Here is a 16434-nt window from a genome sequence, read left to right as displayed (position 1 = left end):
AAGGAATTCTATGAGAAAATTACTTTTATTTGCAATTGGTGCTGTTATTATCTTGGCAGCAGTCTTTGGCGCTTACCTAATCGTCAAAAGTAATAAGAAGACTAAGCCAGAAGTTGCAAAAGTTGTAAAGACTGTTTTTGTAGATACGGTTAAAAATTCAACTGTACCCATTACCATTCCTGCAAATGGTAATCTTATTGCAAAAGACAGGTTAGAGCTTTACTCAGAAGTCCAAGGCGTATTCGAAAATTCTTCAGAAGATTTTAAAGCAGGCCAACCGTATAAAAAAGGTCAGTTACTCATTCGTATAAATTCGAGTGAATATTATGCCTCAGTACAATCAGCAAAGAGCGATTTGTATAATTTGATTACCTCATTAATGCCAGACTTAAGATTAGATTATCCTGAAGCCTTTCCGGTTTGGGAAGCTTACCTAAGGAATTTTGATATGAATAATAGTACTGCGGAATTACCAAAATCCGATATTGAAAAAGTCAATTATTTTATTACTGGTCGAGGCGTACAATCTGCTTATTATAATGTGAAGAATTTAGAGCAGCGTCTTTCAAAATATAGAATCTATGCACCTTATAATGGAATTTTAACAGAGGCTTTAGTAAATAAAGGAACTTTAGTAAGGCCAGGACAGAAGTTAGGCGAATTTATAGATACGTCAATTTATGAATTAGAGTTAGCCATTAGTAGAACGTTTAGCGACCTATTGCAAATAGGCGAGAATGTAACTTTAAATACGATAAACAAACAGACGAATTATACAGGCACGGTTTCTCGAATAAATGGTCGTATTGACCAAGCGACTCAAACGGTAACGGTGTTTGTTGAAGTTAAGGGAAAGGATTTAAAGGAAGGCATGTATTTAGAGGCGCAATTAGAAGCTAAAGAGATTCCTGATGCCTACAAAATATCGCGAAAACTATTGGTTGATCAGTCAGAAATCTTCATTATAAAAGATAGTATATTAGATATTCTTGACGTAGAACCTGTTTATTTCTCACCAAAGGAGGTCGTAGTAAAAGGGATTCCTGATAATACCGTTATTCTTTCAAAATCAGTGCCAGGCGCTTATGCAGGTATGTTGGTGAAAGTCAATAAAGAGTCAAAAACCACCGACGTTTCAAATCCAACAGAATAACATGAGAAAAGTTATTGCGTATTTTATAAAATATGATGTTGCGGTAAATATAATTATTATCGCTTTTCTCATTTTTGGCGTTTTAGGGATGTTGCGTCTTCAGTCGTCGTTTTTTCCCTTACAGGAAGCAGAAATTATCTCAATAAATATCACTTATCCAGGAGCAGCACCAGAAGAGATTGAAGAAGGAGTGGTGCTTAAAATTGAAGATAATTTAAAAGGATTAATTGGTGTAGAGCGTGTGACATCCACTTCCCGTGAAAACGGAGGCAGCATAACGGTAGAGATTGAGAGTGATGAGGATATAGATGATATGCTGGCAGAGGTAAAAAACGCTGTAGATCGTGTGCCAAATTTCCCAACAGGAATGGAGCCATTGGTCGTTGCCAAACAAGAACGGATTAGACAAACCATTGATTTTTCAATTAGTGGCGAAAATATTGAACTCGTCGCTTTAAAACAAATAGGAAGAACTATTGAAAATGACCTTCGTGCTATGGAAGGGATTTCTCAAATCAATATAACTGGTTATCCCGAAGAGGAAATAGAAATTGCCGTTCGGGAAAATGATTTGTTAGCCTACAACCTTACTTTTGCTGAAGTTGCTGCTGCAGTATCCCAATCCAATATTTTAACCACTGGTGGAAATATTAAAACCGACACTGAAGATTATTTAATTAGAGCCAACAATAGGTCGTATTACGGTGACGAGCTAAACAATCTACCTGTTAGGGCAAGTGATGACGGAACTATCGTAAGGTTACAGGATGTGGCTACTGTTAGGGATCGATTTTCAGAAACACCAAACGCCACCTTTTTTAATGGCAATGTTGCTGTAAATATTGAAATTACAAACACTAATAGTGAAGACCTTATTTCAACTGCAGATAAGGTTAATGCATATATTGTGGAGTTTAACCAAAAATATTCAGGGATTAAAATTGATGTTGTAAGTGATTCTTCCATACGACTCAATGAAAGAACGCAATTACTCTTAGAAAATGGTGCCATGGGAATTTTCTTGGTGCTTTTATTTTTGTCCGTTTTTTTAAATACAAGATTGGCATTTTGGGTAGCATTTGGTTTACCGGTTGCTTTTCTCGGAATGTTTGTATTTGCGGCGCAATTTGGAGTTACCATTAACGTCTTGTCTCTTTTTGGGATGATCATTGTTATTGGTATCTTGGTAGATGATGGTATTGTGATAGCCGAAAACATCTATCAACATTACGAACAAGGTAAGCCAAGAATACAAGCAGCAATTGATGGTACTATGGAGGTGTTGCCGGCAATTCTCTCAGCTATCATTACAACAGTTTTGGCCTTCTCTACGTTTCTATTTTTGGAAGGTAGAATAGGGGACTTTTTTAGTGAAGTTTCTGTCGTAGTTATCTTAACATTGGTGGTTTCCTTAGTAGAAGCATTAATTATTTTACCCGCACATATTGCCCATTCAAAGGCATTGGTAACGATGTCGTCGGAAGAAAAAGGTGAAAAAAAGGGAATAGCAAAGGTGTTTTTGAAACTTCGGATGATTAATGAATATGGGGATAAGTTTATGGTCTATTGTCGGGATAATTTGTACAGTCCTGTTTTAAGATTTGCATTGAACCAACGCTTTATAACGTTCGCCATATTATTAGCACTAATGATTTTAACGATAGGTGCCAACCAAGGCGGAATTATAAAAACGGCATTTTTCCCTAGTATTGCAAGTGATAGAGTTAGTATAGATTTATTAATGCCAGAGGGAACAAATCCAAAGATAACAGATTCAATAATTACTTTGGTAGAAGCTGCGGCATGGCGCGTTAATGAGACCTTTACAGAGAAACAGTCGGGAAACAAAGCCGTAGTAGAAAATATTATTAAACGTGTTGGTCCTGGTAATAATAAAGCAAGTATCAATGTGAACCTCTTACCTGGAGAGGAACGTGATTTTGGATCACCAGAAATAACCAATGCCATAAGGGAAGAAGTGGGTAATGTTTATGGCGTAGAGCGTTTAACTTTTGGGTCTGGTGGTAACTTTGGTGGATCTCCGGTTTCTATTTCATTATTAGGAAATAATACAGAAGAGCTTAAGTTGGCCAAAACAGAATTAAGAGAGGTTTTGGAACAGAATTCATTATTGGCTGATGTCACAGACACAGATCCAGAAGGGATTAAGGAAATCAATATAGAATTAAATGAAACGGCTTATGCACTTGGTTTAAATCTTAGAGAGGTAATGAGTCAGGTTAGGGCAGGTTTCTTTGGTTTGCAGGCCCAACGCTTTCAAAGAGGACAAGACGAAATAAGGGTCTGGGTAAGATACGACAGAAGCGATAGAGCATCTATAAACGATTTAGATGACATGCGAATCGTATCTCCTTTGGGACAGCGTGTGCCATTTGGCGAAATTGCAACCTATACCATCAAAAGAGGCGACGAAAGTATCAGTCATTTAAATGGCCAGCGTGAAATACAAGTCAATGCGGATTTGAAGGATCCTAACGGAAGTGCGGCAGAAATACTGCTGGATATTCAAAATAACGTAATGCCAGAAATTCTTTCAAAATACCCAACTGTAGGTGTGTCTTACGAAGGGCAGAATCGTGAGGCGGGAAAATTGTCAAAATCTGCAGAAACAACCGTGCCTGTGGTAATATTCTTAATTTATGTGGTTATTGCCTTTACATTTAGAAGTTATAGTCAGCCATTAATGTTAATTTTACTGATTCCATTTAGTTTTATTGCTGTGGCTTGGGGACACTGGTTTCACGATTTTCCTATTAATATTTTATCCATGTTAGGTATCATTGCACTTATTGGTATTATGGTAAATGATGGTTTGGTCTTGATTGGTAAATTCAATGCCTTTTTAAAATCGGGAATGAAGTTCGAAGAGGCTCTATATGAAGCTGGCCGGACACGATTTAGAGCAATTTTCTTAACCTCATTGACCACCATAGCTGGTATTGCACCACTATTGTTGGAAAAAAGCAGGCAGGCACAATTTTTGAAACCAATGGCAATTTCTATTGCTTACGGTATAGGTATTGCCACCATTTTGACTTTAGTGATTTTGCCGATTTTATTGTCAGCAACCAATAGTTTTAAGACCAATAAAAAATGGTTGATGACAGGAAATAGAATTGCAAAAGAAGATGTAGAACGCGCTATAAAGGAACAAAAGATAGATGAAGAACATTAAAATCTATATATCATACAGTTTATTTTTCTTCGGAATTTTAGCTACTGCACAAGAAGTACTGTCCACGGAAGAAGCGGTTAAGCTGGCTTTGGAACATAATTACGGTATTAAAATAGCGACTAATACGGTTGAAGTTGCAGACAACAATAAAGATGTTTTAAATTCAGGTTACTTACCAACACTTACAGGAAATGCAGGAGCGAGTTTAGATGTTCAAAATTCAGAAGGTCAGTTGGCAAATGGGGAAACTCGAGTTGCGGAAGGTGCGGAAACACGCAGATACAATGCTTCAATCAATTTGAACTATACATTATTTGATGGTTTGGGGCGCCTATACAACTATAGACGATTAAAAGAGCAATATCAATTATCAGAATTAGAGGCTCGTGAGACTATTGAAACAACCATGTTACAGCTTTTTTCGGTCTATTACACGGTAGCACAGTTAACTGAAAATGAAGATGTTCTCGAAGAAACCTTAATTATATCAAAAAATAGATTAACCAGAGCTGGTTATCAATTTGATTATGGTCAAAGTACAAAGTTAGATGTTTTAAATGCTGAAGTGGATATTAATAATGACAGTATAAGTGTTATAAATATTAAACAGGAACTGAAAAACACGAAGCGCGATTTAAGCGTTATTTTAGGAAGTAAATATGCAGAAGACTTTATTGTTGAAACGGATTTAAATTTCTTGATACAATTAAATAAAGAAGAACTTCTAGAAAAAACCAAAGCCAATAATGTCTCTTTATTACAGGCAGAACGCAATATCAATATTAGTCAGTATGATATTAGAACCAACAAAGCTCAGTTTTTACCTACATTAGGTTTGATTGGTTCCTATGGTTGGAATGAATCTTCGAATAATAGCCCCTTGGCATTTACGCTTCAAAACACAAGTTCTGGTGTTTCTGCAGGTCTCAATTTAACTTGGAACTTATTTGATGGTGGTAGCACCATAACACAGGTGAAAAATTCTAAAATATTTCTGGAGAATCAACAGTTACAGCAAGAACAATTAATACTTGACATTGAGCGTAACTTTAATAATTCTTGGGATGATTATCAAAATAAATTGTTGATTTTTCAAGTACAGGAAGACAATATAAAAACGGCTCAAAATAATTTTGACCGTACTCAAGAAAAATTCAAACTCGGACAAGTTACTTCCATAGAGTTCAGACAAGCGCAACTCAATCTCTTGAATGCAGAGTTAAGCAGAAATCAGGCAAAATATGATGCAAAATTAGCAGAATTGACGTTGCTTCAGATAAGTGGAGAATTATTAAATGTTGAATTATAAATATTGAACCATTATGGAAGAATACTTCTTTCAATGTCCACATTGCTGGGAACAGATTTCGATGCTCGTAGATGTCTCCCAAAATCATCAAAAGTATATTGAAGATTGTGAAATTTGTTGCAATCCGATTCAAATAACAACAACCATTGAACATCAGGAAATTGTCAATTTTCAAGCTGAAAGTATAGAGCAGTGAAAATTCATAAAATACTCAAAAAGAGGTATTTAAGTTTTTTATTGATGTAGTTCATCGAAAAAAGTTGCAGTTCGAAGTCAATGTAGTTATATTCGTGATGTTATTGTGTCCCTCCACAAAAATCTACTACCTATGAAGACACTAAAAATAACACTACTATGCTGTTTCATTTCAGTACTCTCATTTGCAGGAGTTTCCCAAGATCAAAAGGCGGCTCTTATCGATTTATATAACACGACCAATGGAGAGGCTTGGAATCACACTTGGGATTTGGAGCAACCTGTTTCAAAATGGTACGGACTTACTTTAGAAGATGATAACGTAGTAACCATAAACTTAAGTTTTAATAACTTAAATGGTAGTCTTCCAGAATCCATTTCAAAGTTAACACATTTAAAAGTTCTTGATTTATCGTTCAATAAGTTGGAAGGCGAATTGCCAAGTACTGTAGTCAACTTGTCTAAGCTAGAGATCTTAAAATTATTCTCGAATAGCTTTAGTGGAGCAATACCAACAGATATAGGCAACTTAACCAATTTGAAATCCTTGGAACTGTTTAATAATGATTTTTTCGGTCAGATTCCTTCGTCAATAGGAGACTTAACTAACTTAGAAAACTTAATATTGAGTAGTAATCAATTGATGGGGAAGTTACCATCTAGTTTATCTAATTTAAAATCTCTAAAAGTCCTAAGTGTTTTTGATAATAATTTAATAGGTGCAATTCCATCATCAATTGGCGAATTAACCCAATTAGAAGAATTAGTGCTATCAAATAATGCCTTTTATGGAAATCTTCCAGGTGTGTTAGTGGAATTAAAAAGTTTAAAAACATTACTCTTAAGTAATAATCAGTTTAAAGGAAACTATGCAGTTTTAAAAGAGCAGCTTCCTAATATTGTTGATTTCGACTTAGACGAAGCAAATTTGAAAGGTGCATTGGTAACGTTGGATACTGAAGAAGAAGATTAAGTACTTGCCATAATTAATAACCGATAACGTTCAATTTTATTTTTGAGCGTTATTTTTTTTGTTTAGTCTTTTGTATTCTAAAAAAAGTGTTATCTTTGCAGTCCTAAAATGATTTAGTCGGCATTATGAACCGAAAGTTAAAAGCTAAGATATTCATTTTTTGATCACATCGCGGGATAGAGCAGTAGGTAGCTCGTCGGGCTCATAACCCGAAGGTCACTGGTTCGAGTCCAGTTCCCGCTACTAGAAGAATCAAGCCTTTCAAGAAATTGAAGGGCTTTTTTTATTGATGGGGTGCAACATAGGTACAACAAATTGCTGCTTTTAAATTTTTTTTGAAATTAGTTATTATTAATAACTATTTGAATGCAAAAAAATGTTTAATAAGAGAATTCAAGAGTAAGAACTGTCACTTATATAAATTCTCTTTTGATTTCTATCACACTATAAAATAAAAAATATTTTTTCCTCAAAAAAATGCTTTTTTATTTGTGGCATTCTAAATTTTAGGGGATGGTTTTGATATATTTATAAAATTCCAATTATTAACGATGTTAAGATTAATATTAATAGTGTTCATTTTTTTGAATTTATTTTCATGCAATAAGCTCAAAGATGAAAAAAACTTTAAGGTTGGCTTTTCCCAATGTATCAGTACTGATGATTGGAGAAAATCAATGGATCATGAAATGAAAGTTGAAGCTTCACTAAATGCAGAAATAGATTTAACTATTTTTCAAGCTAATGGAGATATAGAACTTCAAAATGCACAAATTGAGTTCATGTTAAATAATGGTTTTGATGTAATTATAGTTTCTCCGCTAAGATCAGAACCATTAGTTCCAATAATTGAAAAAGCTTATGATAAAGGAGTTCCAGTTATTATTGTAGATCGTAAAATTAAATCTCAAAAATTCACAGCATATATTGGAGCCAATAACATTGACGTTGGCCGCAATGCGGCAAATTATATTGCCTCACAAAATCAAAAAAAAATCAATGTTTTAGAAATAAAAGGAGGCGATGATTCTTCACCCGTTATAGAAAGGCATTTGGGTTTTCATCAAATAGTAGACAAGGAGCCTAATATCAATGTTGTATATAGTATTAGAGATGAAGATGTTAACCAAATGATACCTCAAATCCTAGATTCTTTAAACGTTAGACCAATTGACTATGTCTATGCATTTAATGATGAAATTGCTTATAATACTTGGAAGATTGCAAAATCTAAGGGGGTTGAAAAAGCTATCAAATTTATTGGTATAGATGGTTTAAATGGTGCTAATAATGGTATTCAATTAGTTCAAAAAGGCATATTATCTGCATCTATATTATATCCTACAGGTGGAGACGAAGCAATCAAATTAGCATTAAAAATTTTGACTGGTGAAAGTGTGGCTAAAATAAATGTTTTAACCACTACTGTAATTGACTCTAGAAATGCTGATATAATGAAAAATCAGTTTGATAAAATTAATCAGCACCAAAATGATATAGAAAATCAACAAATAAAAATCAAACAACAAGAAGAAACTTATACGACTCAAAGTAATGCTTTGAAATTACTTTTAGTTCTTTTAATACTTATTATACTATTAGCAGCTTTTAGTATTTATTCTGGTTTTAATTTAAAGAAAAAGAAAAGAGAGTTAGAAATTCAAAACAATAAAATCACGATTCAACGAAATCAAATAAAAAAAATTAATGAAGCGAAGACCAATTTTTTTACAGGTCTTTCTCACGAGTTTAAAACACCAATTACACTAATTCTATCTTCAATAGATTCGCTTTCTGAAAACAAAAATTTTAGGGACCATAAACTTTTAAAAGAAGTTGGTTTGATTTTTAATAATTCAAAACGTTTATTACGTTTAATTAATCAATTGATAGATTTTAGAAAAGTTGAAGATAAAAAATTTATTTTAAGAGCATCAAAAACAAATTTGTTTCAGTTTTCAAATACAATTTTCAAAGATTTTGAAAGAGAAGCCCAAAAAAGAAATATTAACTTTTTATTAAATACAAATAATGAATATTTAGATATCTATTTAGATAGAAACCTAATGGATAAGGTATATTTTAATTTACTTTCAAATTCTTTTAAGTTTACACCTAACAACGGTACCATAAAAATTGAGATTAAAGATATAAAAGAAAGTAACTTTGTTAAAATTTATTTTAAAGATACTGGTATTGGAATACCGAATGATGAAATAAATAATGTCTTTAAAGCTTTTTACCAAGGGTCAAATAATAATAAATCTAGTTCGGGTATAGGTTTGCATTTATCAAAAGAGTTTATAGAATTACATAAAGGAGAAATTGAAGTAAGTTCAAGTAATGGAACAGAATTTATAATTACTTTATATAAAGATAATGTACACCTGAGTTCAGATGAAATTGTTTATGAACCAGCTATCCTAGATAATCCATTGTTAAATTTTAATTTAGACTATGAAGATGATGCTTTCACAGTACAAAATGATTTAATTGAAGAAAATAGAGATTCAATATTAATTATTGAAGATAATGAAGATTTGGTTAAATACTTAAGTAGTAAGCTAAAATTAGAATATAGCGTAAGTATAAGTAACGGTAATAATGTTTTAGAAAAAGCATTTGAAGTAATGCCAGATATTATAGTTTGCGATGTTAATTTACCTGAGAAAAATGGATTCGAAATATGTGATATATTAAAAAAAGATATAAGAACATCGCACATTCCAGTTATTATTTTAACTGCTTATGATAGTAAAGAATCTTATATTCAAGGTTTAGAATCTGGGGCAGACTTGTTCTTAACCAAACCGTTTAGTTTTGCTATTCTATACAGATCAATTAAAAACCTTTTATATAATCGTGAGAAACTTCGTAAACATTATATTAAAAATATATATAAATCTGAACCAATTAAGAAAATAGGTTTATTTGAACAAGATTTTATAGAGGTAATGAATAAACATATTTATGAAAATATAGATGATTCAAGTTTTACAGTAGAACAATTAGCAGCTAAATTAAACATATCTAGAGTTCAATTATATAGAAAAATTAAATCAATTCTAGACATAAGTGTAAGTGATTACATTATAAATATTAGATTAGAAAAAGCAAAAACTTTACTTCAAGATTCAAGGCTTACTATTTCAGAAGTTTCATATTCCGTTGGATTTTCTTCTCCTAGTTATTTTTCTTCAACTTTTAAAAATAAGTTTGGTAAAACCCCAAAATCATATAGAAAAAGTTAATAATATTTGGTTTGTAAAGTGTTTAATTGCTTTTTGTTACACAACTATATTAACCGTAAATGTATCTAAATTGACATTTTTTTTATTTAATCACTAGATTATTAGTGAATAAAATTGGTTTAAATATTTGAATTACAGTATTTTAAAATTTTTATTTATTTTTTTTGTTGAATGTAACATTCCTTATCATTTAGGATAGGTTGGTTTTATAGTTTTATAGAAACTTTAACACCAACATTTAGAATGAATAATAAAATATTAGTTTGGTCAATTACAGCTGCATTAGCAGGTTTTTTATTTGGCTTTGATGTTGTTGTCATATCTGGAGCTGAAAAAAAACTGCAATTATTATGGGGTTCTTCAGACATATTTCATGGTGTAGTTGTAATTGGAATGGCACTTTGGGGCACCGTTGTTGGTGCTCTTTTCGGTGGTATACCAACCAATAGACTGGGGCGTAAAAAAACATTGGTCTGGATTGGCGTCTTATATACTTTATCTGCAATCGGTTCAGGTCTAGCAAACGATCCTATCACATTTGCAATTTTTAGGTTTATTGGAGGCCTTGGTGTAGGCGCATCCACTATAGCAGCTCCTGCTTATATATCAGAAATAGCACCTGCAAAAGATAGAGGTAAATTAGTAGCTCTTTATCAGTTCAATATTGTGTTTGGTATTTTGGTAGCCTTCTTTTCTAATTATATGTTGAATGGCATTGGCGAAAATGCATGGCGATGGATGGTGGGTATAGAAGCCCTTCCAGCAGCTATTTATACGGTCTTTGCTTTAACAGTGCCAAAAAGTCCAAGATGGTTATTGACAAAATTGAGAAATAGTGAGGCGAAGGAAGTTTTAAAGCTAATAAATCCTGATTTAGATCCGGAAAAATTAATGTTGGAGATAAAGGATGAAATGGATAACACGGTCCCGAATGAAAACATTTTCCTTAAGAAATATAGGTTTCCTTTAATTCTAGCATTTGCTATCGCGGTTTTCAATCAATTATCAGGCATTAACGCATTTTTATATTACGCACCCAGAATTTTGGAAGAAGCAGGATTGGGAGAAAGCGCAGCCCTATTAAGTAGTATAGGTGTGGGTATAACCAATATGCTCTTTACACTTTTAGGTATCTTTTTAATTGATAGGTTGGGAAGAAAACAATTGATGTATATCTGTTCTTTCGGTTATATAATTTCCCTTTCTTTAGTATCGGCAGCATTCTTTTTGAATTGGGAAGGGAATGCGATGCCAATATTTTTATTCATGTTCATAGCTTCCCATGCCATAGGACAAGGGACTGTGATTTGGGTATTCATTTCAGAAATTTTCCCTAACCACCTACGAGGTTCTGGGCAATCATTCGGTAGTTCGGTTCACTGGATATTAGCTGCAGTGGTGCCCTCGTTAGTACCAGTGCTATTTTCAGCCATTGGTGCTGGAGTCGTCTTTATGTTTTTCGCTATAATGATGGTATTTCAATTATTATTTGTAGCATTCGTTATGCCCGAGACAAAAGGTATTTCACTTGAAGATTTAAGTAAAAAATTAACTAAAGGTAAAAACTAAATGAAACGATTTTATTATTCAAAACTTATTTTATTGATGATTTGTGTGTCATTATTTCATAATTGTAAAAATAAGTCCATAGCGAGTCAAGACGCAGAAAATATGGCTGATAAAGTGTCATATTCGGAAGAAGAACTGTATAGACCTAATTTTCATTTCACGCCAAAGAAAGCTTGGATGAATGACCCAAATGGGATGTTCTACAAAGATGGGTATTTCCATTTATATTTTCAGCATTATCCAGATGGAAACACTTGGGGACCCATGCATTGGGGGCATGCTATTAGCACAGATATGGTAACATGGAAAGAGATGCCCATAGCTATATACCCAGATGATAAAGGATATATCTTTTCAGGAAGTGCCGTTGTAGATGTTAATAATAGCTCAGGGTTTTCCAAAGGTGGTATTGAGCCTGTAATAGCAATGTTTACATACCATGATATGGAAGGTGAAAAAGCTGGCAAAATAAATTACCAATCACAGGCCATAGCATATTCTTTAGACGAAGGAAAAACGTTTACCAAATATTCTGGAAATCCTGTAATTAAAAATCCAGATATCAAAGATTTTAGAGACCCAAAAATAGTTTGGGATTCTCTACATGATAAATGGTTAATGGTTTTAGCTGCTGGACAAAAAATTATGTTTTATAGCTCTTCAAATTTAAAAGATTGGAAATTAGAATCGGATTTTGGTGAAGGAATAGGTGCGCACGGAGGTGTTTGGGAATGTCCAGATTTTTTTCCAATGGTAGTTCAAGGAACAGATGAAATTAAATGGGTACTGTTAGTGAGTATTAATCCTGGTGGACCAAATAGTGGAAGTGCAACCCAATATTTCGTGGGGGATTTTGATGGAAAACAATTTAAAATAGACCCTTCGTTTGAGGACGACTTAAATAGTACGGAGCATAAATCTATATGGATTGACTACGGAAGAGATAATTATGCAGGAGTAACATGGGCTAATATACCCGATTCAAATGGCCGAAAATTATTTATGGGATGGATGTCTAATTGGGAATATGCTAATGTAGTGCCAACTGAAACTTGGAGAAGTTCTATGACAGTAGCAAGAGAAATTGAACTTCAAAAAGCAGGTGCTAGTTATAGATTGTTATTTCATCCAGTAAAAGAATTAACTAATTATAGAAGTACCAAATTTAAAAAAGAATCAATAGCAATAAAAAGCGCTGAAAAAATTATCGATTCAAAAGAAATAGATTTATCAAGTACAGAAATTAATTTTAAAATTTCAGATTTAAAAAACAGTGGTTTCGCCTTCAAACTAACCAATAAACAAGGAGACACTTTAGCTTTTGGATATAGCCATAATGATAAAAACTTTTTTGTAGATAGAAGAAAATCTGGTAAAACAGAATTTTCAGAAAAGTTTGCAGACCGCATTTCCGTTGCTAAAAGAACATCAACTAATAAAGATTTTCTTGGTACTATTATTCTTGATAAAACGTCTATAGAACTGTTTTTTGATAATGGAGAAACAGTAATGACTGAAATATTTTTTCCGAACGCACCATTCAGCAAACTAAGTATTGAACCCAAAGACCAAGAATTTACTCTTGGTAACGTAGAAATTAACCAACTAAATATTAACTAAAATAATTTAAAATGAAATTAAAGCAACTTTTATGTCTGCCTGTATTTGCTCTTATAAGCATTTTGGCGCAAGCTCAGGTAAAAGGTACTGTTACCTCACAGGAGGACGGGATGCCTATACCTGGCGTATCTGTAATTGTATCTGGCACAACCCAAGGTACCGCAACAGATTTTGATGGTAATTATGTGTTGGAAAATATGGATGCCAATGCGACTTTGGTTTTCAGCTACATAGGCTTCAAATCTCAAGAAATTCAAATCAATGGACGTTCAGTAATAGACGTTGTATTGGTCATGGATGAGGCTGCACTAGATGAAGTTGTGTTGACGGGATATACTAAAGAACGTAAAGTAGATGTGACAGGAGCCATAAGTGTTGTAGAAATTAGTGACATTGAAGGACAGAGTAGAAGTTCTGGAAATGCTATGCAGGCTTTACAGGGGCGTGTTCCAGGGCTTTTTATTGAAAAGTCTGGAGACCCAACTGGGGCAGCAAGTAATATTTTAATACGTGGTATTACCACTCTAGGAGATAATAGCCCACTTTATGTAATTGATGGGGTTCCAACCAAGAGGCCTGAGGTGTTTGCAAGTTTAAATCCTGAATCCATAGAGTCTATCCAAGTACTAAAAGATGCATCAGCTTCATCTCTTTATGGATCAAGAGCAGGGAATGGTGTCATAGTAGTTTCTACCAAAAGTGGAGCTAAGGGAGAGCGCGTTACTGTAAGCTTTAATTCAAATTTGTCCATGCAATCTGAAAAACAACAACGTTATGAAATGATGAATGCACTTGAAAGAGGACAGGTCCTATGGCAGGCTTCTGTTAATGATAATGCAGATCCAAACGCAGGCTACGGCTCAATTTACAATTTTGATTGGAATGAAGATTTTAACAACCCAGTACTCAATAATGTAAGTGTTCAGCCATTTGTGGGAGGTGATACATCTGTTCCTGTTGGTGATACAGATTGGCAAGACGAAATGTATGATACTGGTTTTGTATTTAATAATGAAGTAACTATTTCTGCAAGTTCAGAAAAATCATCCGTGATGTTGAACTTCGGTTACTTAAAAAACACAGGAATGCTTAAATACACAAATTATGATCGGTATTCTGCAAAAATAAATGCTAACACTAAGTTGTTTAATGATAAAGTTAGGGTTGGGGTAAATACACAGTTTTTTACTTCCAATGAAACATTAGTTTCTCCAGATGTTGGTAGTGCTCCAACTACAGGTTTAGCAATTACTTTAGCTCCAACAATTCCTGTTTATGATATTAATGGAGAGTTTGCTGGTCCTATTGGATCAGGTTATTCAGATAGAAATAATCCTTTATTAATGCAATATTTAAACCGTTGGGACAATGCTGATAAAAATAGTTTTTTTGGTAATGTCTTTGCAGAAATTGATCTTTTAAAGGGTTTAAAGTTTAGGACAAGTGCAGGTTTAGATTTTAGCGATTTTAAAAGAAAAGACATTGAACGTAAAGTAAACAATGGATTTATTGTTAGGGATAATAACCGTTTAATAATTGATACCAATAAGTTTTCAAGTTTTGTATTTACAAATACATTAAATTATGATTTAGAATTAGGGGAAAATCACCGATTTTCTGCTTTATTAGGTTATGAGTATATAAGAAATGATTTTGATACAGTCTTAGCTCAAGCCGACGATTTTCCGTTTGAGACAGAAGACTTTTTTGTCTTGAATGCAGGCACGGGAGCAAGAACGTCTAGAGGTACATCAACGGCAAATACAACCGTTTCCCAATTCGGAAAAATTAGTTACGCTTTCTCAGATAGGTATTTGGCATCCTTTACTTTGCGTCGTGATGGGTCTTCCCGTTTTGGTCCTAATACGCGTTATGGTATTTTTCCAGCAGCGACTGTTGGTTGGAGAATAAGCAATGAGGACTTCTTTCCGGAAAACGATGTTGTTTCTAACTTAAAGTTAAGAGCTGGATATGGGGTTGTTGGTAATCAGGAAATTGGTGATGGTGCGCGTTTCGGTTTATTCGAAACAAGATATGGGCCTAATCAAAACCTTTATTCACCTGACTTCTTCAATGTCTATTATAATGTGGGAACGGCTTATGATATTAATGGTAATAATACTGGAACATTGCCATCAGGATTTGTAAGAATTCAATCAGAGAACAATAATTTAAGTTGGGAAGAAACGGCTGAATATAATTATGGTATCGATTTTTCTTTATTCAATAATAATATTACAGGGTCATTTGATTATTATACTAGAGAAACTAAAGGCATTTTGCGCGCTCCCAGAACAATTGCAACACAGGGTGAAGGTGCTAATACCGTATTAAACATTGCTAATACCGAAGGGCAAGGTTGGGAGTTTGCAATAGGATATAACAAAACATTTGATAGCGGTTTTACCTTTGGGATTACAACCAATATATCTCATTTTGCAGATAAAATAACAAAGCTTAACGAAGGGGGAGAAACAGATTTTGGAGGTACTGTTGATAATTCAATTATTGGACGCTCAGTGTTCTCCATTTTTGGTTATAGAACAGATGGACTTTTTCAAAGTCAAGAAGACGTGAATAATAGCCCAACTCAAGATTTGGCAAGACCAGGTAGTATTAAATATGTTGATATTAACGGTGATGGGATTATAGATGTAGATGATAGAGATTGGATAGGAACAACGCTTCCAGAATTAGAGTATGGCGTTACAATAAACTTAGCTTATAAGAATTTTGATTTCTCGTTATTTGGATCGGGTGTAACAAACCGTATTGGTCAAGACCCTTACGTATTTTATAACAATTTTGCATCGGGCAGAGAAAATGGAGGTGTTGGGCTTTTAAACGCTTGGACGCCAGAGAATACAAATACTGATGTCCCCTCTGCAACATTAGCGTTTAATGATACGAGAACATCAGACTACACCTTTAGAAAAAATTCTTATTTCAAATTAAGAAACCTACAAATAGGTTATTCCTTACCACAGGATATAATTAGTGGACTTGGAGGAATGACAAGTGCTAGATTTTATTTACAAGGAGAGAATTTATTCTGGATTACGCATAAAGACTATTTAGGTCCAGATCCAGAGCGAACGGATGTAAATAGAATACCAGTGCCAACAGTCCTTTCTTTAGGATTTAACTTAAACTTTTAAAAAAAATTGA

The 16434-nt window shown here is 33.6% G+C and carries 9 protein-coding genes and 1 tRNA gene; all 10 read left to right on the top strand.

What is annotated here, in order from left to right:
- Positions 1–10 precede the first annotated feature (10 nt).
- The 10 genes from HM987_RS14180 (at position 11) to HM987_RS14135 (ending at position 16424) form a co-directional block, all read left to right on the top strand.
- Complete coding sequence (locus HM987_RS14180) at positions 11–1153, top strand: efflux RND transporter periplasmic adaptor subunit (RefSeq protein WP_179008705.1); 1143 nt, start codon at positions 11–13, stop codon at positions 1151–1153.
- Between the two features lies 1 nt (position 1154).
- Positions 1155–4349 (top strand): efflux RND transporter permease subunit, encoded by a 3195-nt coding sequence (locus HM987_RS14175; protein WP_179008704.1) that lies wholly within the window; start codon positions 1155–1157, stop codon positions 4347–4349.
- Positions 4336–5658, top strand: a complete 1323-nt coding sequence (locus HM987_RS14170; protein ID WP_179008703.1) for a TolC family protein — start codon at positions 4336–4338, stop codon at positions 5656–5658. The genes HM987_RS14175 and HM987_RS14170 overlap by 14 nt, the downstream gene beginning before the upstream one ends.
- A 13-nt stretch (positions 5659–5671) precedes the next feature.
- On the top strand, positions 5672–5854 hold the full coding sequence (locus HM987_RS14165; protein WP_179008702.1) for a CPXCG motif-containing cysteine-rich protein: 183 nt from the start codon (positions 5672–5674) through the stop codon (positions 5852–5854).
- Positions 5855–5986: 132 nt separating this feature from the next.
- Positions 5987–6826: a leucine-rich repeat domain-containing protein gene (locus HM987_RS14160; protein WP_179008701.1), complete on the top strand. Its 840-nt coding sequence runs from the start codon at positions 5987–5989 to the stop codon at positions 6824–6826.
- 170 nt (positions 6827–6996) lie between these two features.
- Positions 6997–7069, top strand: a tRNA-Met gene (locus HM987_RS14155).
- 341 nt (positions 7070–7410) lie between these two features.
- Positions 7411–10077 carry a substrate-binding domain-containing protein gene (locus HM987_RS14150; RefSeq protein WP_229724462.1) on the top strand — a complete coding sequence of 889 codons (2667 nt, stop codon included), beginning with the start codon at positions 7411–7413 and terminating at the stop codon, positions 10075–10077.
- A 243-nt stretch (positions 10078–10320) separates the two neighbouring features.
- Positions 10321–11646 (top strand): sugar porter family MFS transporter, encoded by a 1326-nt coding sequence (locus tag HM987_RS14145; RefSeq protein WP_179008699.1) that lies wholly within the window; start codon positions 10321–10323, stop codon positions 11644–11646.
- Positions 11647–13266 carry a glycoside hydrolase family 32 protein gene (locus HM987_RS14140; protein WP_179008698.1) on the top strand — a complete coding sequence of 540 codons (1620 nt, stop codon included), beginning with the start codon at positions 11647–11649 and terminating at the stop codon, positions 13264–13266.
- Between the two features lie 11 nt (positions 13267–13277).
- Positions 13278–16424: a SusC/RagA family TonB-linked outer membrane protein gene (locus tag HM987_RS14135; protein WP_179008697.1), complete on the top strand. Its 3147-nt coding sequence runs from the start codon at positions 13278–13280 to the stop codon at positions 16422–16424.
- Positions 16425–16434: the final 10 nt, after the last annotated feature.

Source organism: Winogradskyella forsetii (genome assembly GCF_013394595.1).
GTDB lineage: Bacteria > Bacteroidota > Bacteroidia > Flavobacteriales > Flavobacteriaceae > Winogradskyella > Winogradskyella forsetii.
This window is presented reverse-complemented; position numbering and strand designations above follow the sequence as displayed.

Coding starts and splice junctions, on each gene's coding strand:
- HM987_RS14180 (WP_179008705.1), top strand. CDS start 11: ATGAGAAAATTACTTTTATTTGCAATTGGTGCTGTTATTATCTTGGCA.
- HM987_RS14175 (WP_179008704.1), top strand. CDS start 1,155: ATGAGAAAAGTTATTGCGTATTTTATAAAATATGATGTTGCGGTAAAT.
- HM987_RS14170 (WP_179008703.1), top strand. CDS start 4,336: ATGAAGAACATTAAAATCTATATATCATACAGTTTATTTTTCTTCGGA.
- HM987_RS14165 (WP_179008702.1), top strand. CDS start 5,672: ATGGAAGAATACTTCTTTCAATGTCCACATTGCTGGGAACAGATTTCG.
- HM987_RS14160 (WP_179008701.1), top strand. CDS start 5,987: ATGAAGACACTAAAAATAACACTACTATGCTGTTTCATTTCAGTACTC.
- HM987_RS14145 (WP_179008699.1), top strand. CDS start 10,321: ATGAATAATAAAATATTAGTTTGGTCAATTACAGCTGCATTAGCAGGT.
- HM987_RS14140 (WP_179008698.1), top strand. CDS start 11,647: ATGAAACGATTTTATTATTCAAAACTTATTTTATTGATGATTTGTGTG.
- HM987_RS14135 (WP_179008697.1), top strand. CDS start 13,278: ATGAAATTAAAGCAACTTTTATGTCTGCCTGTATTTGCTCTTATAAGC.